The 23,774-nt window shown below is 41.5% G+C and carries 23 protein-coding genes; 16 read left to right on the top strand and 7 right to left on the bottom strand.

Translation table 11 applies throughout. From position 1 onward, the window contains the following. Nucleotides 1-179 precede the first annotated feature (179 nt). The 4 genes from AU255_RS07215 to AU255_RS07200 all read right to left on the bottom strand — a co-directional run bounded on the left by AU255_RS07215 (nt 180) and on the right by AU255_RS07200 (nt 2,385). Complete coding sequence (locus tag AU255_RS07215; RefSeq protein WP_080522239.1) at nt 180-731, bottom strand: REP-associated tyrosine transposase; 552 nt, start codon at nt 729-731, stop codon at nt 180-182. Between the two features lie 119 nt (nt 732-850). Continuing rightward, nucleotides 851-1,084: an REP-associated tyrosine transposase gene (locus tag AU255_RS07210; RefSeq protein ID WP_198942559.1), complete on the bottom strand. Its 234-nt coding sequence runs from the start codon at nt 1,082-1,084 to the stop codon at nt 851-853. 194 nt (nt 1,085-1,278) lie between these two features. Continuing rightward, nucleotides 1,279-1,596, bottom strand: a complete 318-nt coding sequence (locus tag AU255_RS19735) for a hypothetical protein (protein ID WP_143735884.1) — start codon at nt 1,594-1,596, stop codon at nt 1,279-1,281. A gap of 336 nt (nt 1,597-1,932) precedes the next feature. Further along, the gene (locus tag AU255_RS07200; protein WP_198942558.1) at nt 1,933-2,385 is read right to left on the bottom strand and encodes an inorganic diphosphatase; all 453 of its coding nucleotides are present in this window, start codon (nt 2,383-2,385) and stop codon (nt 1,933-1,935) included. Nucleotides 2,386-2,450: 65 nt separating this feature from the next. Here AU255_RS07200 and AU255_RS07195 point away from each other — a divergent pair, with 65 nt between their 5' ends. Next, on the top strand, nt 2,451-3,446 hold the full coding sequence (locus AU255_RS07195) for an IS30 family transposase (protein ID WP_143735847.1): 996 nt from the start codon (nt 2,451-2,453) through the stop codon (nt 3,444-3,446). 407 nt (nt 3,447-3,853) lie between these two features. Here the strand turns inward: AU255_RS07195 and AU255_RS07190 are convergent, their stop codons facing one another. The 3 genes from AU255_RS07190 to AU255_RS07180 all read right to left on the bottom strand — a co-directional run bounded on the left by AU255_RS07190 (nt 3,854) and on the right by AU255_RS07180 (nt 6,549). After that, entirely contained in the window at nt 3,854-4,480 is a 627-nt protein-coding gene (locus tag AU255_RS07190) for a hypothetical protein (RefSeq protein ID WP_143735883.1), read from the bottom strand. A 316-nt stretch (nt 4,481-4,796) separates the two neighbouring features. Further along, on the bottom strand, nt 4,797-5,660 hold the full coding sequence (locus AU255_RS07185; protein WP_080522236.1) for a hypothetical protein: 864 nt from the start codon (nt 5,658-5,660) through the stop codon (nt 4,797-4,799). A gap of 91 nt (nt 5,661-5,751) precedes the next feature. After that, on the bottom strand, nt 5,752-6,549 hold the full coding sequence (locus tag AU255_RS07180) for a hypothetical protein (protein ID WP_080522235.1): 798 nt from the start codon (nt 6,547-6,549) through the stop codon (nt 5,752-5,754). Between the two features lie 110 nt (nt 6,550-6,659). Here AU255_RS07180 and AU255_RS19730 point away from each other — a divergent pair, with 110 nt between their 5' ends. The 15 genes from AU255_RS19730 (at nt 6,660) to AU255_RS20720 (ending at nt 23,394) form a co-directional block, all read left to right on the top strand. After that, the gene (locus AU255_RS19730; protein ID WP_143735882.1) at nt 6,660-7,472 is read left to right on the top strand and encodes a site-specific integrase; all 813 of its coding nucleotides are present in this window, start codon (nt 6,660-6,662) and stop codon (nt 7,470-7,472) included. A 22-nt stretch (nt 7,473-7,494) separates the two neighbouring features. Continuing rightward, nucleotides 7,495-8,091, top strand: coding sequence for a tyrosine-type recombinase/integrase (locus AU255_RS19725; protein WP_143735881.1), 597 nt, complete (start codon nt 7,495-7,497; stop codon nt 8,089-8,091). 488 nt (nt 8,092-8,579) lie between these two features. Then, a complete protein-coding gene (locus AU255_RS19720; protein ID WP_143735880.1) occupies nt 8,580-8,738 on the top strand; it encodes an IS110 family transposase in 159 nt (52 codons plus the stop codon). Nucleotides 8,739-9,061: 323 nt separating this feature from the next. Then, on the top strand, nt 9,062-9,370 hold the full coding sequence (locus AU255_RS07165; protein ID WP_143735879.1) for a transposase: 309 nt from the start codon (nt 9,062-9,064) through the stop codon (nt 9,368-9,370). A 410-nt stretch (nt 9,371-9,780) separates the two neighbouring features. Then, a complete protein-coding gene (locus AU255_RS07160; RefSeq protein WP_080522232.1) occupies nt 9,781-10,599 on the top strand; it encodes a DUF1289 domain-containing protein in 819 nt (272 codons plus the stop codon). Nucleotides 10,600-10,635: 36 nt separating this feature from the next. Continuing rightward, nucleotides 10,636-11,280 (top strand): alpha/beta hydrolase, encoded by a 645-nt coding sequence (locus AU255_RS07155; RefSeq protein WP_332889035.1) that lies wholly within the window; start codon nt 10,636-10,638, stop codon nt 11,278-11,280. 348 nt (nt 11,281-11,628) lie between these two features. After that, nucleotides 11,629-12,996 carry an efflux RND transporter periplasmic adaptor subunit gene (locus AU255_RS07150; RefSeq protein WP_080522230.1) on the top strand — a complete coding sequence of 456 codons (1,368 nt, stop codon included), beginning with the start codon at nt 11,629-11,631 and terminating at the stop codon, nt 12,994-12,996. A 1-nt stretch (nt 12,997) separates the two neighbouring features. Further along, on the top strand, nt 12,998-16,111 hold the full coding sequence (locus tag AU255_RS07145) for an efflux RND transporter permease subunit (protein WP_080522229.1): 3,114 nt from the start codon (nt 12,998-13,000) through the stop codon (nt 16,109-16,111). A 219-nt stretch (nt 16,112-16,330) separates the two neighbouring features. Beyond that, nucleotides 16,331-17,032, top strand: a complete 702-nt coding sequence (locus AU255_RS07140) for a GlcG/HbpS family heme-binding protein (RefSeq protein ID WP_143735878.1) — start codon at nt 16,331-16,333, stop codon at nt 17,030-17,032. Between the two features lie 692 nt (nt 17,033-17,724). Further along, on the top strand, nt 17,725-18,996 hold the full coding sequence (locus AU255_RS07135) for an HlyC/CorC family transporter (protein WP_080522228.1): 1,272 nt from the start codon (nt 17,725-17,727) through the stop codon (nt 18,994-18,996). 109 nt (nt 18,997-19,105) lie between these two features. Beyond that, a complete protein-coding gene (locus tag AU255_RS07130; protein ID WP_080522227.1) occupies nt 19,106-19,537 on the top strand; it encodes an FHA domain-containing protein in 432 nt (143 codons plus the stop codon). Nucleotides 19,538-19,733: 196 nt separating this feature from the next. Next, on the top strand, nt 19,734-20,105 hold the full coding sequence (locus AU255_RS07125; protein ID WP_080522226.1) for a PilZ domain-containing protein: 372 nt from the start codon (nt 19,734-19,736) through the stop codon (nt 20,103-20,105). A 167-nt stretch (nt 20,106-20,272) separates the two neighbouring features. Continuing rightward, entirely contained in the window at nt 20,273-21,643 is a 1,371-nt protein-coding gene (radA, locus tag AU255_RS07120) for a DNA repair protein RadA (protein WP_080522225.1), read from the top strand. Between the two features lie 244 nt (nt 21,644-21,887). Next, on the top strand, nt 21,888-22,859 hold the full coding sequence (locus AU255_RS07115; RefSeq protein ID WP_080521899.1) for an IS1595 family transposase: 972 nt from the start codon (nt 21,888-21,890) through the stop codon (nt 22,857-22,859). Nucleotides 22,860-23,013: 154 nt separating this feature from the next. Continuing rightward, nucleotides 23,014-23,394, top strand: coding sequence for an SEC-C metal-binding domain-containing protein (locus tag AU255_RS20720; RefSeq protein ID WP_233144575.1), 381 nt, complete (start codon nt 23,014-23,016; stop codon nt 23,392-23,394). Nucleotides 23,395-23,774: the final 380 nt, after the last annotated feature.

The raw sequence follows: 23,774 nt of genomic DNA, 5'->3' as shown, positions 1-23,774 counted from the left end.
TAATCCTCCTGAATAGAATGCAGGGTGAATCAATGTCTGTATTCATGCGCCGTGTCACTTTTGAAATACACTAAAGTTTAATCTCCAGCAAATACGCTACAATTCGTAGGGTGGGCAAACAGCTTTACCGTTTGCCCACCATTGGTCGATAAACACGATGGGCAAAAAACCTGCCCACCCTACTCACCATAATCCATATCATCGTCTTGAATTAAATTGTTGCCACCCCAATTAGCCGGGTATATTCCTCGATTGACATAGCGATGAAATGTCGAATATGGCCATTCACTCACAGCTTTTACCAGACCGTGCTTAACCGGATTGTAATGAATATAATTCATATGTCGCTGGTAATCGTTATCATCACGGATTTGATGCTCCCAAAAACGTCTTTGCCAAATGGTACCTTCCCGATGTTTTTGCTTTGAGGCATTAAGCCATTCAGGTTTATGTAAGCTATCCTTTGCAGACTTTGTAAATCGTCTTTTGATACCATTCCAGCGTACCGAAAAATCGTTATCATTTTCCGGCAAGGTCCAAATACAATGAAGATGATCGGGCAACAATACCCAGGCGTCAATTGTAAATGGATAGCGTTTTCGTGTATTGCCTAGCGCATTGCGTAACCAGACGCGAGAATCATCATCGGTTAAAATATTCCGTCGTCGAAATGTCACCACAGTAAAGAAATAACAAGCCCCCCGTGTATCCACGCGGCGATAATTCGACATAACAACGTCCTCCCATATTCAACGTAGGGTGGGCAAACAGCTTTACCGTTTGCTCACCATTAACCCACCATTGGCCGATAAACAAGGTGGGCAAAAAAACCTGCCCACCCTACATGGCTTCAGCGTACCGAAAAATCGTTATCATTTTCCGGCAACGTCCAAATGCAATGAAGATGATCGGGCAACAATACCCAAGCATCAATTGTAAATGAATAGCGTTTTCGTGTATTGCCTAGCGCATTGCGTAACCAGACGCGAGAATCCTCAACGGTTAAAATATTCCGTCGTCGAAATGTCACCACAGTAAAGAAATAACAAGCCCCCCGTGTATCCACGCGGCGATAATTCGACATAACAACGTCCTCCCATATTCAACGTAGGGTGGGCAAACAGCTTTACCGTTTGCTCACCATTAACCCACCATTGGCCGATAAACAAGGTGGGCAAAAAAACCTGCCCACCCTACATGGCTAACGTAGAATTCAGCCGACGCTTGGAGCGTAGCGGAAAGCGGTCGGCTGGAATGACTTGTTGGGCGCCGCCGGTGTCATGACCTAAACAGCTTTGCGAAAGACTTATCGGCCGCTGCTGTGTTCCAGCGCCACTGCCTGGGTTCTGAGTGCAGCACGTACTGCTCATACCACCACCCAAGGTGCTTCTTTGGAGTTCTGGGTTGTTCAGCCAGAACTCGCAATAGGCCAAGTGCCGGAGTTTCAGATATCAGTGCCTGTATCTGATAAGCAGGAGCACGGAAGATAGTAATTTGCTGGCCGGAAGCCAAAAAAGAAGCAGGGTTATCACTCCCGTTCCCAGCACGCATTTCTGCATGGTGGTAGTTATTTCTGAGTCCGTCACCTCGGAACATCCGGTCCTGCGTCTGAGCTCCGACATATAAGCGCTCTTGAGGCGCTAATGCTGTAAGGCCAGCGTTTGCTGGAACAGCGAAGTAAAGCCACGACTCCCCTCGCTTGCATTTTGGGCCGTGCTGGTCCACTTCAATGACGGGTAGATCGAAGTAACCGCGCGTTGCATAGTTGTAGCGCTTGGACGGATGAACCCGTAGAAGCGTGAGATAGTGCTCTGCAACCGGGGTAAGATAAGCGATGAGATTCGGAAGTGTTGTCATGTGCAAAATGCGTTTCGTGATGCCCAACGCCGAGCTAAGGGGCGCGACGTTAGGAGCGTACCTTTGAGCGCTGTGTTATACATATTTTGCCACCAACATTTTAGTAGCACCTTTTTGGAACTCATAATCGACCGGAACTAACGAAATGCAGATCCCCATTTCAGTTAATTTTGAAATGACAGGTTCGAGATGTTTTGATTTGGTATTGGTACTAATAGAGAGCAGCGGATAGACACGCACTTCTTTAGCCACACGACACAATTCTTTCATAGATAGGATATGCTGCTCTTGGCTTACATATTCGCTATATAAAAATAAATAATGAGAACACAAGGCCAAATCAAATTCAGTATCCTGAAATGGCAAGACCGGCAATGACGCATTGATGTACTTCCCTGATTTTTTGCCATCTTCATAGTCAGCCAAAAATAGCTTCATGGCATCTAATCTAACCTTTCCAAGCTCTTCAACACTTCTGATGTTTTTCCAAACATAATCATCCCCGAATTCATATAATAACTGCAACACCTCTTTAAAGGGTTAGATGGTATAGTTTCCGTCGACTAAAACCTGAAACTAAAAAGAGGTGCTCAATGAACACGTTTAACCATCTAACCCAAGAGGAAAGATTTTACATTTATACGCAACTAAAACAAGGCGTTTCTAAGAATCAAATAGCCATCACATTGGGGCGTCATAAATCGACTATTGGACGTGAAATTACGCGTAATACAGGTCAGTGTGGTTATCGTTACAAGCAAGCTGAGAGAATAGCTAAACAACGCCATATTGATAAGCCCAAAAACATCAAGATGACGGCTGAGTTACAACAGATAATAACGCCTTTAATCAAAGAGAAATGGAGCCCTGACTGTATTTCAGGACGCTTAAAACAACAAGGTAAGGACTCCGTCAGTCATGAGACTATTTACCGTTATATTTTAGCTAACAAAGCAGCCGGTGGCGATTTGTATACTTATTTGAGGCATCAAGCCAAACCTTATCGTAAGCGATATGGAAAAAATGATTATCGCGGAACGATACCCAGCCGTGTTGATATTGATGAGCGACCACAAGTGGTTGATGATAAAACGCGTTTAGGTGATTGGGAAGCAGATACTGTTATCGGTAAAGGACATAAAGGCGTATTGGTGACGCTGACTGAACGGGTCTCAAAGCTCAACTTCGCCATCTCAATTGAGCGTAAAGAATCTGAATTAACGAAAGAGGCGATTATCAATGCTCTTGAGCCTTTTAAACGTTGGGTTCACACGATTACCTTTGATAATGGACGTGAGTTTTGTGGGCATGAAGCCATTGCAAAAACACTTGACTGCGGCACTTATTTTGCCAAACCGTATCATTCGTGGCAACGAGGTTTAAATGAAAACCACAATGGCTTATTAAGGCAATACTTCCCTAAAAAAGAACCTTTGGATAAGGTAACTCAAGATGAGGTTGATAGTGCCATTACAGCACTTAATCATCGTCCAAGAAAAGGGTTAAATTACAGAACTCCATGGGAAGTATTTTGCCAAATAACGGGGGTTGATATAAATAAATCACAGGGTGTTGCATTAATTGCTTGAATTCGCGATCCTTGTTTTTTGACATTTACTCCATTATTTGGGAATAAACCTCGTCAATTCTTGAACGGATTTCACCTGTGCTGAATTGGTATATGGGATCAGCAGAAATGACATTCCCTCCGTTTCGTGATACTTGAGCGTTGAAACAGGCAGGTCCATCGCCACAGCCAAGGACCTTTCCGTTAAGATCATTTTCCGATAACAAGAACATTTCACTGTATTCGTTTAATGACCTTCCCCAAGGTACTACTTTTGATAATTCCACAAGAGCCTCATCTATGTATAACGTTACGGTAAGGGGCGCGCCGCCTCTGCGGGCTTAAGCGAAGCCACCGAACCTTGATGAAAAACTAAACTTCAAAACCGCCAACGGGCGGTGCGTCCCTTTGACCGACTTGTTGGGCTTGTCAATCAATATAGCAGTTAATACTACCTTTAAGGCCGAGTCTATTATGCAAAACATCTAAACAAGCTGAATATGCTTTTTCATAGATTTCATACTCTTGTCCAGTAAGATTAAATTTTTCATTAAGTTCAATGGTATTTAGGCTAATACGGTTACTTGCAAATGAAAAATTATCGAGTTCAATTAGCTGATCTTCCAGCATGAAACTAATGAAGCTATGATCAGGAACATAAATGTCAAAAAAGGAGAATCCACAAGCGAAAAATGGCCTTGGTTTTCCAGAGAATTGAGCCAGATAATTGCTTATTGCGTTTTCAGCCGCCTCATATGAAAAATGGAATATTTCAGAAATATTACCACCAATACTATACAGTTGCGGATAATCTAGCTTTAACCGCCGAAATATTTGGCCGTTAAGCTGCCTGTATTTCTCAAGTTTCTTTTCGGTTAAATTTGTTAAATTTACGACTTTTTCTAAATTTTCGTTTAATTCCAAAAACGACTCAAAAAAGTATGACGAATAATTAGAAACTTGATAGTCTTCCAAACTCAAATACAAATCTTCGTTTTGTTTCAAGTTCTTATAAATCTGAATAAATTTCCCTAAATTTTGAATATCTTCGTTCATTATTTTATTTTTGATCATGATTGCTTCATGACTTTGCTCAACGTTAAAGCTTAGACGCGTCGCTTTGGCGGAGACTGTTCCGCCGGATTATAAAAGATAGTGTAATGCCCGCATGTGCATTGAATAGCGTGCCCTGCGATTCTTGGATAGGCATACCAATGAATATGCTCGTCTTCAACGTTATCAGCAGGATATGAACACTGATACAACATGAAGCTCAAGTTGCTTCGCGTACAGACCTTATTTCCGCATGCAACCGTGCTTGGAAGCTTCTCTCTGGTTTTTCTGGTCATATCTTTTACGCCCAACGCCGCATTCAGCGGCTTGTCCGCTGCAATGCCTTGTTAGGCCATGCTCTATATACACGGGTTTCCTCTATTTCGGCGAGGAACTCCTGTCTTTCGTGCTTGTAATCGAAATGCCTATCAATTTCCGCGAGATATTTGTTTCCGTTGTAGACCCAACTATCCTGAGGAGAAAGGGTATCAACCATTAAATCCCCTACTGTACTTACGCCAGCGGCATGAAAAGTAAACACCAGAAGAGATGAATATACTTCACTCAATAACTCAGCGACTTCTTGAAGTTGTTCAGCTCGGTCAAGTCCGATAGTGATACCTTGCTCATACAAAGAAAAGCGCTCTTCTATTTGCTTTGTAGATGCGTGAACATACTCACAGGCTTTGTAATATGTTGATTTATATTCAGAGCTGAATTCTGACTTCAAGTCTGGTGACTTTATCATGTGTAGGTCGATATCGTTGATGTACTTAATATTTGATTTATCAACTTTTTTATCAAAGTACATTAACTTTTCTTCAATTCTGCCACGCCAAAGTTGTTGGTCCACATAGAGGTAACGCATACTAGAATCAATCAAGTATCTAATTTCTCGCTTTGCTGGATTAATTCCCCCTTCCTTTAACATCATCATGATCATGATTGCCGACATGAAATAGTCATCGATGTGGTTCAAGGAGAGTGAGTTATCTCTGAATTCAGCGCCGCGACTACAATACATCGAGCACGCCTTCATACCCTTTATAAAATCCGAGGTAACGACACTCAGTAGGTTTAAAGCATTCTGGTATTCTTCAGAGGACAGGTGTTGCTTGTGCTCCGCAAGCCTCTCTTTTCGCGCTTTTTCCATTTTTTCTAGCAATTCGTGGGTATCTTCCATGCTCAACTCTTAATGTGCCTAACGCCGCGCTCTGCGGCAAATTTGGAGCGCAGCGGAAAATTTGTCCGACAGCAGCGCCTTGTTATGCATTCTACGTGTAGTTGAAGCTCTGGAATATGTCATTGTTAAAATCAATGTCGGAATGGCCAAAATCATACTTCTCAGAGTCAGGGACATTGGTGGGATATTTGAGCCGAAAGAACCCTCCAATACTCGGTTCGAAACCATCATTTGGGCCTCCCGGATTTACAGATAGCCCCATGCCTGCCGGTGAAAAGTCATTATCAAGAAATTGCGAGGCCAAAAGAGCCGAAAGCCCTGCAACGGCATCAATTAAGTTTTCAAAATTTGCTTGGTTGAAATTTAGATGTCGGTCGTGCTTTGTGTGGTTATAAGCTGTGTACCAGCCCAGGGAGCCTGAAGAAGCCCAAGAAGAAAATGGATTCCTTACACCAGCTGAGCCAAGCCAATTAGGTACTTTAACTTCGTACTGTGATAGATAATGACTTTGTTCGATTTTCTTATAATCACCCATATTCCAATCGCCGCTTCTTGTGTATCCGTTTTCTCTTAGTATGGCAGTACAATTAGCCTCTACCTCTACGCATGTTCTCAGCAGAAGTTCATGAATTCGGTGAGAGTGGGTAGCCAGATTTGCATCTGACGGCTCGATATAGTCGAAAAGTTCTAAAACATCTTTTTGAATTAATAGGAAAGCGCGTACAAAATTTTCGGGGGAGTCCGCATAATTTCCATGTAGAACATACATCCACTTACCTGAATCAGAGTATGTATTATCGGTAAAGATTCTAGCAGTTCTTCTGTAAGGTGCAGTTACTCCCACGATCTCTCCTTTGATGCATAACAAGTTATTATCTAGTTTCTGCATAACTTATACACTAGACTTTACTTATTTGACAAGCACATTACTGAAAGCTACTATCTCTAGGCAGTATATCCATCTTTTTCTATCAAAAAACAGTTTCAGTATATCTTCCCATGTTCACTATTCCAGAACATATTAACCACTATTTCTGTGATTTATTAATTCAAGAAGCTGTACCAAAACCGGAACAAGGTTACTATAAAAAATGGCTACGCTATTATTGGGATTTTTGTCATAAATATGAGCATAGCCCTGATAATAAAAACAGCTTACCACTTTTTTTGCAAAAATTAAGGGAAAAACGGCAGTCTGAACAGCAATGTCAACAAGCTCAACAAGCTATCCAGCTCTTTTATCGGATGAAGCTCGTTAATCATGCCAATATCCGTACCGAAACACCTCAAAATTCTGATCATACTGATACAAAAACTGCCTACCCTCTTCCCCGGAGTGATTCTAATCACTCCTCCACTTCAATCAGGAATCATTCGCCTGCTGCGTACCCTATTGCTGAACCGCCTCATCATAACCATACAGACAACAGAAAAAATAATGCTCCTTCTTATCAACAAACCGGGCAGAGTTGGGTTTTTGTTTTCAACCAATTACAGACTGAAATCAAACTGAGGCATTATTCACCCAAAACCCTAAAAGCTTACCAGTCCTGGATAAGACATTTTCAAGCTTTTACCAAAAGCAAAGCTTATCAGCAACTGACGCAAAAAGATGTGGTTGATTTCCTGAGTTATCTTGCGGTTGAAAAAAAGGTTTCTGCTTCCAGCCAGAATCAGGCATTTAATGCATTGCTGTTCCTTTTCCGAAATGTTTTAAAAAAGAGTTTGGTGAAATCAAAGGTGTTGCCCGGGCAAAAAGAACAACCTATATTCCAGTGGTGTTATCGCGTGAAGAAATTGATCTCATTTTGATCATCTTGATCACCCGGTACACTTGATCGCTAAACTGTTATATGGGTGCGGATTAAGATTGAGTGAGTGTTTGAGTCTACGGGTACAATGTTTTAATTTCGATGCCGGCATTTTGACAGTTCATGATGGCAAAGGAAAAAAAGACCGAACTGTGCCTATTCCGGAAACACTTGTGGATGAATTACGGCAGCAGTTGAACTCGGTTATTGCCTTGTACGAAAAAGATATGCAGTCAAATTATGATGGTGTTTTTTTGCCGAACAGTTTGAGCAGGAAATTTAAAAATGCAGCGAAAGAGTTAATATGGCAATGGTTTTTCCCGGCCACTTCACTAACCAAGGTTCAAGAAAGCAAACAACTGATGCGCTATCATTTGCATGAAACAGTCGTGCAAAAAGCCATAAAAAAAGCGGTTGCTAATGCGCATATAACCAAACGAGCTTCCGCGCATACCTTTAGACATTCTTTTGCCAGTCATCTGCTACAAGCGAATTACGATATACGAACAATACAGGAACTTCTAGGACATAGCGATTTAAAAACCACGATGATTTATACGCATACTGTACAAAGCCAGACAATCAAGCAGGCGAAAAGTCCTCTTGATTTCGATAAATAACAGCATTAGTCAATAATTGACGCAATACTGATGACGTGTTTATCGATTTTCCACAGCCCGATTTCGCGGCTAATGCGTAGAAGCGCACGGGGTCTACTATAGAATTATGGAGAGAAATGACTAGTAAGTAATAGATATAGTGTTTATAGGAAAAGTTATCTATATATTTATATCTACAAGTGCAAACCGAATATTTTTTTCGATTATTCTGCAACCTGAAATTCTCTTCAAAGCAAGTGGCGGGCATCTTGCCAGGGGTGTAAAACTGAATTTGGTGGGGATGTGGCTCATGGGGTCCGCCGTACTTTAGGGTAACGGCTCGAACTTGAAATGCCGCCCCGCCACTTGCGCCCGTCCAGGATGTCTTTATTGGGATGGTGCCGAGTGATCTCATGTGACTTTTATTGAAGTTATTTGTGGTTCTACTAAGTAGACGAAACACAGGACGGTTTTTTATCCACTGTTATTGTTAACCTATGGAGACCGTCATGAACATTCACAATTCACCACACTTACAAGTCGCAGTTGATATCGGTAGTCGCGAGCATTATGTGGCTATTGGCCTTTCTGAAGGCGGGATTCTGGACGAATTCTCAATTACCCATACTCCTGCAGTATTTAAACATTTTTTCAGCCGTATTGAGTAGCAAGAACACCTATGTCATCTACCCGTAGATGTCGCGATTGAAGGCTACAATGGTTGCGCTCGCCCGTTGGATAGCCAGGTCCAGAGGCACGGATATCAGCTTGACAACGTCAATAACCTCAAACTTGCTCGCTTTAAAGAAATCTTTCCCGCACCCGCAAAATCCGATTCGATTGATGCGCATAAAATTCTGGAGTTGTTTCAGCTTCAGGATCATTTACCCCTCGCTAAAGGTGTTCTGCAAGCGGTGCTTGCCTGTGCACGCAGTCAACCATAGGCTAAAACGTCTAACCAGGCAACGACGTCAGCTGAGCAACGATAAGGTTGCCTTGCAAAACCTTATACAGCTCGACCTACAAACAGAGTAGCTTTTCAATCTATATCGGCATGGCTCCTCTGGACAATCAATCAGGGGCCTACCAAGGAACTAAATCACCTAAACACGTCAATACCCGGGCTCGTAAAGCGATGATGACCGCTGTTTGTCGTCACATGGCTTACGTGCCTGAGTCTCGCGCTTACTATGATAAAAAACGCTCCGAAGGAAAGACGCACAACAAGGCTATTCGAGCATTGGGGCGGCATATATCACGAGTTATCAGTGGCTCTTCCGCGAAGCTCCAGAGCCACTGATAACACCGTGGTGACTGGTCTATGTTACATCATGACCGAGATTACATTGAACTTGCGAGTATATATGAAAAGGCGGCTTAACAGCTAATGAGAAGTGTTCACTTATGCTGACGTGTATGATAATGACGGCAAAGTATGATTGCCTAAATAATAATTAGAGATATATCAGTATTCTGTTTTATATTTTTTCTGATTTGTAGAGAGGCGGTTAATTGCGTCAAATTTATGAGTTGATTTTGAAAAATAACTTGCAAATTCCAGAGGGATGTTCAGGTTTTATTTAAGAATCAGCCAATAAATTTGACACTTATCGCTGGTTATTACAGGCTACATAGAGCTAATTTAGGGTTATAATCTCAATTTAGCACCACTGAACCTACTACTTGCACATCAAAGACACATTCATCAAAATGCAGCTTGAAGATAATACACTCTATTATATATATGATCCCATGTGCAGCTGGTGCTATGCTTTTGAGCAATCCTTGAGCGCATTACAAAAACAATTGCCTGCTGAACTTACTTTCACAGCCATTCTCGGCGGTCTGGCAGCTGATAGTAAAATACCCATGCCTCTTGATACACAGGTGATGATTCAACAGGCCTGGCGGCAAATAGAATTAACCGTTCCTAAGGTACGATTTAATTTTGATTTCTGGACAAAAAACATACCTTACCGATCCACCTACCCTGCCTGTCGAGCGATCCTTGCAGCGACAAACCAATCTGCAGAATTTGCTAACCCCATGCGCCAGGTAATTCAACGCGCTTATTATCAGGATGCCAAAAACCCTTCACTAAATGAGATTCTTATCGCTTGTGCATCTGAGTTACCGTTGAACATCAGTCAGTTTAGCCACGATTTACTCAGCCTGGATATAGATATAAAACTCACTGAACACAGACACTTTTCGCGACGATTAGGCGTCAGTTCTTACCCTTCTTTACGTTTGGTTCTGAATGCTGAAATTTACACAATACCGGTTAACTACACAGACATAACTCCGTCCCTGGAACAAATCAACAATTTGCTCAATAGCTACCATACAGCTGTCATTGAATCTCCCTGTATCCGCGAATGCAGCTTAAATAATGAAGATATGTGCGTAGGCTGTTTTCGCTTAATGGATGAAATAACGCAGTGGGCATACTGTAAAGAACCTGAAAAACAAGCTATTTTAAATCGTGCGCAAAGACGCAAAATACTACTGACTAAAAAACCTGTTTAACTACCGATAACGACTATGACTACAACTCTCACTTGTGTGAAAATACCAGCTACTTCTACCCCGCTCTACTCCATCATCTGGTTACACGGCCTGGGTGCTGATGGGCATGACTTCGAAAGCATTGTGCCAGAACTGCGCATTGATAAACCAGAAAACATTAATTTTATTTTTCCGAACGCCCCTGTTCAGGCTGTCACTATTAACGGCGGCATGAAAATGCGCTCATGGTATGACATTCTCGAAGCGTCCCTGGACCGTAAAGTGGCTGTAGAGGATATTTATCAATCTTCAGCATTGCTGGTTGACGTCATTCAAGGCGAAATTGATAAGGGCATTAAAGCTGAAAATATCTTGCTAGCCGGCTTTTCTCAAGGCGGTGTCATTGCCTTGCACACAGGCCTGCGCTTTCCCCAAAAACTGGCAGGTATTATGGCTTTGTCAACCTATCTGCCGACCACTGAGCAACTTATAACCGAACGCTCGCCGAGCAATAATGAAACACCCATTTTTATGGCACATGGCACGATGGATCCAGTGGTATACCCCCAAATAGCCAAAGAGTCTTTTAAGCGTTTGAAGTCTATGGACTATCCAATAAGCTGGCATGAATATTCGATGCAACATTCGCTATGTCTGGAAGAAATTACCGATATTTCGCATTTTATTAATCGTGTTTTTTAAGTGTACTCTCGTATCCACTCACCAGGTGGTAATGTCGGCTCAGGAGCTGGCATAAGATAACCTGATTACCCATAACTCTCAGTCATATTAAAGTACGCTAGTCATCCTGTATGTTGTTAGCAGGAATCTATAGGCCTAAGCAATAGATTCCCGATAAGAGACTGCCGGAATGACGCAGTCGGTTTTTTTCATAATGGCTGAGCCTTGTACGTAATAAAGTAAAATAATATTTCATCTTAGGCGCCAACCGGCCTGCCCAACGCAGACGCGTTGCACTTACATTAAATATGATTTGATGCATATCCCCTGGACGCGTCACGCCATATACTTAAAAAGGACACAGCTTATATGTCGTTTTTCAAAGATCTTACCCTACGTCGTTTTTTTCCTATCGCACTATTCACTTGCATATTTATTGCTGTTGCCATTGTCAAGTTACAACCCGAAATGGTACATGAATCTGGCGCTGGGTTAATAACGCCGGTTAATATTATAGAGGTCAGACCTTACCAAGTCAGACCTGCAATCATTGGTTTCGGTACTGTTGAACCGGATATCCTGCTCGAATCCAAGGCTGAAGTATCAGGAAAAATAACCTATATACATCCACAATTACGCAATGGTTCGATCCTGATGAAAGACACGGTGATCATGCGTATCGAAACAGAAGATTACCAATCAGCCTTACAACAAACACAAGCCACCATCGCCAGCAATCAGGCAAAGCTTAGAGAGATTGAACTGCAGAAAAGCAACCTGCTTGCCGATCTTACTTTGGTGCAGAAAAAGCTAAAACTGGCTAATGTAGAATTATCGCGCATGCAGTCTTTATTAAAAAAACAATCTATTTCCAGATCCAGCTACGATAATCAGCAAGTGAATGTTTTACAATTACAACAGGAAGTGCAAAAGCTTAATAATCAACTAAAAACCTTACCGGAACAATTAGCCAGTGCACAAGCAAACCTGGCTAACTCTGAAGCCTTAGTCAGCACTCATCAGCGCAATCTTGACCGCACCATCATCAAACTTCCTTTTAATGCACGTATTTCAGAACTGGCGGTGGATGAAAATCAATATATCAATAAAGGCACCTTACTCTATACAGCACAAACCACCGATAAAATGCTGATTAACGCCCAATTTGCTATGCAACATGTCAGAATGCTGGCCAACGATTTTCAGGGGCAAGCTCCCTTACTTAAAGAAGCCTTTACATCGGTATTATCACCAGACATCTTCAATCAATTAGGTCTCAGCGCAAAAGTTCGCCTGGCCAGCAAGGATTCCCCCTATTGGCCAGCCAATATTGAACGTATTAGTAGTCAACTTGATCCAGAAACACGCACACTGGGTATTATCGTCAGCGTAGATGATCCCTATCAACATCTAATCCCGGGCTTCAAGCCACCCTTAATGCAAGGCATGTTCACAGAAGTCTTGCTACAAGGTAAAGCCAGGACTTTCTTTGTCATTCCTCGCGACGCATTGCATGAAAATGAAATTTACATTGTCAACCAGCAAAACCAATTACAACGTCGCACAGTAAAAGACAGTCAGATACAAGGTGAAATGGTGTTATTAGCAAATGGCTTGCAAGCTGGAGAAAGCCTGATTGTCTCAGATGTATTTCCGGCCATTCCAGGTATGCAAGTTAAAGCCAGCGTAAACACCGTTTTACAACAATCAATTGCAAACTGGGTAAAGGAGCAATAGCATGATTCGTTACTTTATCCTGCACCCCACTGCAGCCAATTTATTAATGAGTCTGCTTATTATTATTGGTTTATTTACTCTACCCGCACTTAAACGCGAAACCTTTCCAGAGATAAAAAATTACGAAATTGAAGTTAAAGTTCTTTACCCCGGAGCAACCCCTCGAGAAATAGAGCAAAAAATATGTAAACCAATAGAAGAGGCTATTGATGGCACCAGCTTTATTGATGAGCTACGTTGCGAAGCACGTCAATCTATGGGAATAGCCACCATTAAAATGCAGGAAAGTGGCGATTTTGTACAATTTAATAATGATATTAGAAGTGCAATCGATGAAGTGGAAAACTTCCCCGATGACAGTGAAGAACCCATTATAAAAGAACTAGGCCGCACTCAAGATGTAGTGACTATTGCACTGAGTGCCAATATTCCTAAAACCGAATTAAAGGACCTGGCAGAAAATATCAAGGAACGTATGTTAAGAGTGCCGGGGATTCCATTAATCAGTATCGAAGGTTTTTCAAAACGTCAATTTCAAATACAGCTTGCACAAGATAAATTACGTCTTTATGGGATAAGTCTGCAATCCGTTGCCGCTATTATCGCACAGCAAAACCTGGACTTACCCACAGGTGAAATTCAGACCGCCAAGCGTGATTATCAAATTCGCTTCAATGATGAGCGTCGCTCAGTTGAAGAGTTGAACGAACTCGTTATTATCAAAGGCAAGCATGGCAATGAAGTACGCCTGGGAGATATTGCCACGATTATTGATAGCTTTGAAAAAGCTGAAGATAAAGCGACCTATAACAATATGCCCACGGCATTTTTAAAAATACGTAAAAACTCTCAAGATGATAGTTTACGCGTACTGGAAACAGTGAATCAATTTATAGCTGATGAACAACAACGACTTCCTGAGCAAGTCCAGTTTAATCTGACACAGGATTTTACCAGTATCGTAACTGACCGAATCTCCTTGCTGGTTACCAATGCCTGGCAGGGTTTACTACTGGTATTCGGCGTGATGTGGCTGTTTTTTGGCTCACGCTATGCTTTTTGGGTCGTCATGGGGCTGCCTGTGTCTTTCCTGGCCAGTGCGTTTATCCTGGCCCAGTGGGGCATTAGCGTGAATATGCTGTCGATGGTCGCTCTGCTCCTTGCCCTGGGTATTCTGATGGATGATGCGATTGTCATTAGCGAAAGCATAGGCAAACATATAACCTTGGGTAAAACACCGACACAAGCTGCTATTGATGGCACCATGGCAGTAAAAAACGGTGTTATATCCTCGTATGTCACCACACTGTGTATTTTTACCGGTTTATTATTCCTGCATGGCAATATAGGCCAACTACTGTTCACCATTCCTGCAGTATTAATTTCAGTCATTACAATTTCGTTGATTGAAGCTTTCTTGATATTGCCGCATCATTTACAACACTCATTACAAAACAGCACTGCACAACCCATCTCAAAAGTTCGTCAGCGATTTAGCCTGTCTTTTGAAAAATTTCATCTAAAGGTCTATGGCTGGGTAAAAAAACTGATTATCTACCGCTATTTATTCATGGGCTCAGTCGTCGGTGTTTTTATCTTGTCTGTCAGTTTATTAGTCTCGGGGATCGTTAAATTTTCTGCCTTTCCCAATATCGAAGGCGATTTATTACAAGCACGAGTACTGATGCCCGTAGGTAGTTCACTGGCACAAACGCAACACACCATAAACAAAATCACCAGCAGCATTCAAGCAGTTAATAAAAACTACCAACAAAACTATCACGTACCCTTGATAAAAGGCATGACCGTACATTATGGTAAAAATGAAGATGCCTTTGAAGGCGGCGCGCATTTGGCCACGGTCAGCGTAGATTTGTTAACTGCTGAGCAACGCAAACTGTCAGTTATTCAAATTGCCGAACAATGGCGCAAAAATCTTGGAGCCATACCTGAAGCCTTAAATATTGCGATTAAAGAACCCATTATTAGTCCCGCAGGACGGGCTATTTACATACGTTTACAGGGTGATAATCTAGACAGGCTTGCACAAGCCTCCCATCAGTTACAGAACTGGATAGCCGGTTACCCGGGTGTTAGCAACCTGATGGATGATTTGCGTCCGGGAAAACCTGAATTTACGTTAAAGTTAAGGCCCGGTGCTTTTGCATTGGGTCTAACTGCACAGGAAATAGCTGCGCAATTACGTGCTGCTTATCAAGGTATAGAAGTTCTGGAGACCTCGATTGATCTGGATACCTATGAGGTCATTGTGAAGCTGGATAATGCATCCAAGGATGAATTAGCTGACTTTGATTATTTCCCTGTTATTCACCCTGTATCGGGAAAAATCATTCCACTTGTTAATGTTGCCGAGATCATGTCAACTCGTGATTATTCTCGTATCCAGCGTATTAATGCACAACGCACAGTGACTATTTTTGGCGATATAGATGCAACAGTGAATAATACCCAAGCGATTTTTCAGGATTTGCAAAAGACATTTTTGATTGAATTTAAACAACAATATCCTGATATCAGCATGCATTTTGAAGGAGAAATTAAAGAAGGTCCGCTCACTCGAATTTCCATGCGTAACAGCATGATAATGGGACTGATCGGTATTTTTGCCCTATTGAGCCTGCAGTTTCGTTCTTATTCGGAACCCATTTTAGTGATGGCCAATATTCCGCTGGCTTTTATCGGTGTTATCTTCGGACATTTATGGATGGGGCTGGATATCACCATGCCTTCTTTATTGGGTTTTGTCTCTTTAGCCGGTATTGTGGTCAATGACTCTATACTGTTAGTTGAGTTTGTTAAACAACATATTGGTGAAGGTATGAGCCCTCATCAGGCAGCGGCAAAAGCCAGTAGTGAACGATTCAGGGCGGTAATATTAACCTCCTTAACCACCATAGTCGGTTTAACACCGTTATTATTTGAGCAAAGCCCACAGGCTCAGATTTTAATTCCACTGGCAACCAGTATTGTGTTTGGCATTCTCAGTTCTACTCTGTTGGTGCTTTTTGTGGTGCCGTGTTTATATACGATTCTGGAAGACTTGGGGATAGTACAGATGGATAACAAAAATACGCCTCTTACGTTGCTGCCCTAGCCAAAAGTATCGGTTCAGCGCTACACATTAGCAAATAATAACCTAACCTATTGAAAATATTCAATATACTTGACATTCAAGCTCTGAAACAAGTAAGATTAATTTCCAATAAAAACAATAATAAAGGTGCGCGATGAACTTAAAAATAAAAAAAACAATGTTAGCTAGCAGCTTAATCCTCGCAGTTAGGTCAGTTTCAGCAGAACCAGTGATTGATATATGTCCCGAGCCAGCAAGACCATCATACATAATGTGGTAAAAAGCTTGTTAAGTACAGTCCAGGCCGAGGATAATGGCGGCTTTGGCTTTAACATGTGGGGAAATGTAGTTAACCGTGACGGCAAGGTTTGTGCAGTCGTGTTTACCGGTGATCATAGAGGGGATCAATGGCCAGATAGTAGAAACATAGCCGCAGCAAAAGCCTATACTGCAAATTCCCTAACTCTACCCAAATTTGCATTGTCTACTGCAAACTTATATGAAGCGACACAACCAGGCGGAAGTCTTTGGCATGTATCAAATGCGTCTCCAGTCGATACTGCGGTTGCTTATATGGGACCAGCAGAAGATTTTGGAACGCCTGCTGATCCCATGCTGGGGAAAGTACATGGTGGCCTTATACAATTTGGCGGAGGACTAGGTTTATATGATTCCAGTGGTAAATTAATTGGTGCCCTAGGGGTCAGCGGCAGTTCATCCTGTGAAGACCACGTTATTGCATGGAAAGTACGCCATCTGGCTCAGCTTGACTATGTTCCTGCAGGCCCAAGTCAGGATGGTGATGATAACCTTACTTTTATAGGCGGTGGGTCACCGGGCTGGGAACACCCCGAATGTGGTGTTGCTGGTGAACTTGAAGCCCAGGCAGGATTACCGCCCGTTAGACAAGTATTAGAGTTGCTAATCTTACCTCCAAAGTAATGGAGATGATAATCTTCCCTTTATGCGAGGTGAATCATCTGGCTAGGAGGACCCCCTGAATATGACGTTGCCGGTGAACTTGAAGCCTAGGCAGGATTATCACCCGTTAGAATAATAGGCGGGGTAAACAAGCTAAAGCTGTTTCTGATTTCCTACAAGCGTCAGCTATCCTTAAAAAATGCGTATACATCCAATGTAGCCCGCATGAAGTTTACGGAATGCGGGGAATATGTATCATAAATATCCCGTATTCCGCTAGCGCCATAACGGGCTACAAAGTGGTTAGTGATAGGCTGAAAATTATACGTAATCAGGAAGTTGTTTTAAATAGTCCGAGGTGCTTTAACACATCAAAGTACCTTGGACTACTTGGCTTTTGTTTGGCAAAATGAGCGCATCTTTTCACCAGATTTTATTTTTATGTCCTATAAATTTAATTTTTAACTTACTTGTGTATTCAATATCGGCTCCCCGAGAACAAGTCCCTAATGCATTTATTTTTTGTGGGAAATTGAATTGCCAACATAGACACATATAAATATAATATATTTATATCATACACTTAGATAAATTATCTAAGGTAAACTATAATATCGCTTAGTTGCTATCACCCATTTTTATTAAGTGATACTTGACAATATTTTTGCATCTATAGAAACTATACCTAACTTAACTAACTCAATGCTTATCTTTTGAACGACATTCCCCTTAGTATACTTTTTGGTGTACTGGCAGTATTACTTTTAATGTCCGCCTTTTTCTCAGGCTCTGAAACAGCGTTAATGACCCTTAATCGTTATCGTTTGCAGCACTTGGTAAAGCAAGGACATAGAAGTGCAAAAAAAGCTCAGCGTTTATTAAAACGGCCTGACCGTCTTCTTGGCCTAATCCTGTTAGGCAATAACTTCGTCAATATTCTGGCTTCTTCTCTGGCTACGATTATTGGTATGCGCCTTATGGGCGATGAAGGTATTGCTTTAGCTGCTGGTATTCTAACCCTTGTGGTATTGATATTTTCTGAAGTCGCACCAAAGACCCTAGCAGCACTTAAACCCGAAATACTGGCGTTTCCTGCATCCTGGATTTATACCCCGTTATTAAAATTGTTTTATCCCATCGTTTGGTTTGTCAATCTTATTGCCAATGGTTTATTGCGTATTTTCGGCGTGAGAGCCAGCGAGCATACTCATCCAACACTTAATAAGGATGAGCTTAAAAGTATCGTTTTAGAGACTGATTCGATTATGCCGGATAGATATAAAAATATATTACTTGGTATCATTGATCTGGAAAGTGCAACAGTCGAAGATATTATGACACCACGTAATGAAATTATTGGTATTAATATAGAGGATCCGATTGAAGATATAGTCCTGCATCTTAAAAAATGTCCACATACTCGCATACCGATTTATAAGGAAAGTATAGACCGAGTCATCGGATTCTTACATCTAAGAACCATTCTCACGCAGCTTTTTAATACTGAAAATTTCAATAAACAGGATATAACCAATAACCTGATTACACCCATTTTTATCCCGGAAACAACCCCACTACACAAACAGATACAAAGCTTTAAAGTTGACAGAATGCGCATTGGCTTAGTTGTGGATGAATACGGTGATGTGCAGGGACTTGTCAGCATGGATGATCTACTACAGGGAATTGTCGGCGAAATCATGACTGAAGAAGCCGACATTAAAAAATATGAAAATGGAAGTTATCTTGTTGATGGCAGCGTAACGGTGAGAGAACTCAACCGTATTACCCACTGGAACCTCCCTACCGAAGGCCCTAAAACCATTAATGGCTTAATTATTGAGTTTCTTGAAACAATCCCCCAGGCAGGGACCAGTCTTATGATGCATGATCTGCAATTAGAAATTATTTCGCGCAATAAGCATGCGATTACTCAAGTCAAGTTTTTACCTAAAAAAATAAATCAAGGAGTTTCAAGCAATTAAATTTGCTTAGTTAGCATAGAGCTTTACTTTAGTAATATGTTTTTAACAACATTGCCAAAACTTGTCTATACTTAGAAAAACTAAACAAGCACAGATATTCTCTAATACAATGGCAATATTTAGCATTTTTTTTAATGATAATCCTGTACATACCGCAGTATTTAAATCAGGCGTTGTAAGTATAGGTCGTGATGAAAGTAATGATTTGTACATTGATAGTCTGGCTTTTGCACCCGCACATGCTGCTGTTACTCTGCATACCACTGAAAGCATTATTAAACAGTTAAATGCAGACTTTCCTCTGATCATCAATGGCGAACGGCGTAGGAGTCATCATTTAAAAAATGATGACATCATTACAATAGGCAAACATCGTATTGTCTATAACCCTACTGAAACAACTCCCCCTGCCTCTCAAGCTATTTTTAAGCAGCGCACCAAAAACCAGCAACATCAAAACCTGCCCGGTCAACCCGAAGCAAGTCTTCAAATAATGGCAGGTAAACATATTGGCCGTATAGTACAACTTAAAAAAATATAACCCACATAGGCCATAAGGGTGTAGGAATTATTATCATTGTCCATAGAAAAGAAGGCTACTTCGCCTCAATTCTGGAACCTAATGAGAACATCAAAATTAATAATACAGCACTAGCGGATAAATCCATTTTACTAAAAAATGGCGACCTCATTTTTATTAACCATATTCTCATGCAATTTTCACGGACTGTTATGACATGAAGCCAGATAAGGATCTACTACAATTTCACACTCTTTTTGACTGCGCTTTAGCTCTATTCAATTATGGCGATATTGAGTATCCATGTGAACTTATCGATATTTCTCTGCATGGTTGTATACTAGGCTTTAAAGATACATGGGAGCAACATAGCCTGGAGTCACTCTATACACTGACATTGCAATTACCTGATACAACGCCGATTGTAATGAACTTATCTATTAGCCATGCTGTAGATAATGAAGTCAGCTTTAAATGTGAGCATATTGATTTAGATGATATTTCAGCGTTAAGTCATTTTATTGAACTTAACCAGGCTAACAGCGCATTACTAGATAGAGAACTTATAGCGCTTATACATTGTTGCTAAGTTTTAATTGTTCTCTCCCCCCACCTGTTTTCCCAATAGCGCCATCTTCCAAAGGCTGTAGAGTATAGTTATTGCCGCTGATAGTGCAATACCGGCGAACTAAAGCACTGCGCAACCAACTCAGCCAACACTGATTAGATTTCTCAATAACAACACAACAAAGTCTTATGGCAAAAAAAACAACTGCATTTGTATGCTCAGATTGTGGTGCTGATTCGCCTCGCTGGTCAGGCCAATGCACTGCTTGCAAAGCTTGGAACACGATTAAGGAAGTACACTTGGGCAATAACACTCCAAGCTCACAGTACCTGGGTTATAGCGGCACAAAAAGTACAGTGCAATTGCTGTCTGAAGTGACTTTAGCACAAACAGAGCGACTTGCTACCGGCATTTCAGAGTTTGACCGAGTATTAGGCGGTGGCATAGTATGCGGCAGCATGGTACTTATAGGCGGTACACCAGGGGCTGGAAAAAGCACATTATTATTGCAAGTTATCGCCAATCTTGCTGCTCAAGAGGTCAGTGTCTTGTATGTATCAGGCGAAGAATCTTTACAGCAAATTGCGGAACGCGCCATACGCCTTAATCTGCCATTAAACAAAATCAAGATGCTGACTGAAACTTCAGTGCAAAACATTTGCAATACGCTTGATGAAATAAAACCCAGAGTTCTTGTTATCGATTCCATTCAGGTAATGCACACGCAAAGCTCTGAATCAACACCAGGCTCGGTTTCCCAGGTTAAAGAATCTGCAAGTTATTTAACTCAATACGCCAAAAGAAATGGTGTCTCGGTTTTTATGGTGGGTCATGTCACTAAAGATCAATCATTAGCTGGTCCTATGACATTAAGTCATATCGTCGACACCCAGCTTATTCTTGCCTCAACGGATGATGCCCGATTTAGAGTACTCAGGGCCGATAAGAATCGTTTTGGCAGTGTCGGTGAACTGGGTTTTTTTGCTATGGATAGCGCCGGCCTAAAAGAAGTCAAGAACCCTTCCGCGATGTTTCTGAATCGGACAGAAAAACCATCACCCGGAAGTGTTGTTACTGTTTTATGGGAAGGTACACGTCCTTTATTAGTTGAAATACAGGCATTAGTAACCGAATGTCAGTATGGAAATCCACGCCGATTGGCCGTGGGCTTTGATCAAAATCGTCTGGCCATGCTGCTGGCAATATTAACCCGGCATGGAGGCATATTCACCGCCAGCGATGAAATCTATGCCAATGTGGTAGGAGGCATCAAAGTCACCGAAACCAGTTCTGACCTTGCTATCCTTATCAGCATTGTTTCCAGCCTAAAAAATACCGTCGTGCCACACGATAGTTTTTTCTTTGGTGAACTGGGCTTAAATGGTGAAATAAGACCCGTAGCCAATGGTTATGCTCGTCTAAATGATGCAGCAAAACATGGTTTTAAAAAGGCTATTATCCCCAAAGCCAACGCACCCAAGAAAGCCATTGCTGGCTTACAGATCTTTCCTGTCAGTAGTCTATCCGAAGCATTAACTGCTCTTTCTGATATAAGCTAATTTCAATCAAAATACTTTGAGCTCAAGTCGCCAGGAATTGTATTAATTAAGTAATGTATTAATAAGATATGGTCAGTGAGAGATTTATTATTGAATGGCTGCTTACAGCCAATAGCAGCCATTGAAACAAGCAATTTCAATCGAGAATGACCCTTTTAGTAAGGCTATGTCACCGTAAAGTATGGAATTTCATATAACAAGAGCGTATAAGTAAATAAAGCCCATGTAAATTAAGGAGATAGTTATGAAAGCCCCAGAGTTTTTAGAGTTCATTTCCGAAATAAATCAACTTGACCACCATCAACGCACTGTTCTAACGAAAGCACTGGATCAACTAGAGGACGAACCTAAGGTTTTTGATTTAATTGAAACAATATTTGATAGCAAAGGTAAATGCCCTCATTGCTCCCATACCGAAAGCCACAGGCATGGAATAAAAGATGGCCTTCAGCGCTACCGCTGTAAAGCCTGCAAAAAGACATTTAATGCTTTGACAGGAACGCCTCTTGCTCATCTACGCCTCAAGTCAAAGTGGCTTGATTACTTAGGAGCTATCGCAGAATCATTGACTGTCCGGCAGGCAGCTAAAGAAATTAATGTGCATCGAAATACAACCTTTCGATGGCGGCACCGTTTTTTAAGCTGGATTCAGCAGGATCGTCCCAGTGCTCTTCATGGCATTACAGAAGCTGATGAAACCTACTTACTTGAGTCACATAAAGGAGAACGCCATCTCAATCGTCAACCAAGGAAACGAGGGGGCTGTGCGACTAAGCGAGGGATTTCTGATGAGCAAATTTGCATTTTAATTGCTCGTGATCGCTCAAAACAAACCGTAGATTTTGTGACAGGTAATGGCCCAATAAGCAAAATTGTTCTTGATACGCATTTAAAGCCAATACTAGACCAGGATGCCCTCCTTGTGAGTGATGGCAATCCAACTTATGGTGCATTTTGTAAAGCTGAAAAAGTATCTCATGAAATCGTTAACATGAGTCAAGGGCAGCGGGTGACTAAAGGGGCCTATCATATACAAAATGTCAATGCATACCACCACCGTTTTAAATCATGGCTAGACCGCTTTCATGGTGTAGCCACCAAGTATTTACCTAATTATTTGGCTTGGTGCAGAATTATGGATCGGAACCACAATCTAACCCCTGAGCAATTGTTACATTCTGCTCTGGGTGATTTTCAATACTTAACGGTGACATAGCCTTTAGTAAAGCACTAGAAAAACGGCTCTCCCAGTTACTAAAAGCAAATAGCTTATACCGAAGTGGGGGAACGTAAACGCTCTAATCAGCCGAGGGTTGTGTAATATTAATGAGTTAGCTTGCTACTGGAATCGGTATTGGATTCCGACCGCATTGATTAGCCTCATAAATCAAAGATCTGAACATCCCTTATGTTCGGTAGCAGGATTGGTTATTTGTGCATTAATTGAGTTGGAAGCAACAGAAGCGATAGAGCCTATCCGAGACGCATTTAATCGAGACCGTGTGAATATAGGTATTCCTGGTGACTTAGAAGATGTAGAAATTGCTTTAGGGTTGCGAAATAAGCGAGACACACCAAAGCCGAACTATAATCGGTTTGCGCCTGAAATGACTGAAAGACTAAAATATCTGCTTGGTTCCGTAGAGCCGGATTATTTGGAATCAGCGGTTAGGTCTTTAGTGAAAGTGGGACGTAATGATCCCTGTATCTGTGGGAGCGGGAAGAAGTATAAGAAATGTTGCTTGCAGTAGTAGTTGGGGATTTATAAAAAGAAGTGCTGTTGACGGCCCTTTTTTCCAGGGGGTCAACTTTTTAACGTAGAAATATGAAATTACTTCATTAGCCTAATATTGGCACGAATCACAGATTTAACCCACCACCAGAAATAGGTTTAAGAATGTGTCCTGTTTTACTTGACCATTACAACAATGGGCTGGCTGGCATAAAACAGCAACTGGGTTGATATGTTGATCAGATTATGGATGCTGTCGAAGAACCCAATATTTCTTTGTGCAAGCACTGCAATTAGACCATTTTACCCTCAAGAAAGAGGTTTTAAATCATGGTGAGCCATGAACTATTATGCTATTTTGAACTCCAAAACTTGAGTAAGTAACTACTTAAAATCGAA

Origin of the sequence: Methyloprofundus sedimenti, assembly GCF_002072955.1 — a bacterium.
Lineage (GTDB): Bacteria > Pseudomonadota > Gammaproteobacteria > Methylococcales > Methylomonadaceae > Methyloprofundus > Methyloprofundus sedimenti.
Note: the sequence above shows the minus strand (reverse complement) of the source record. Positions and strands in the feature narration are given on the sequence as shown.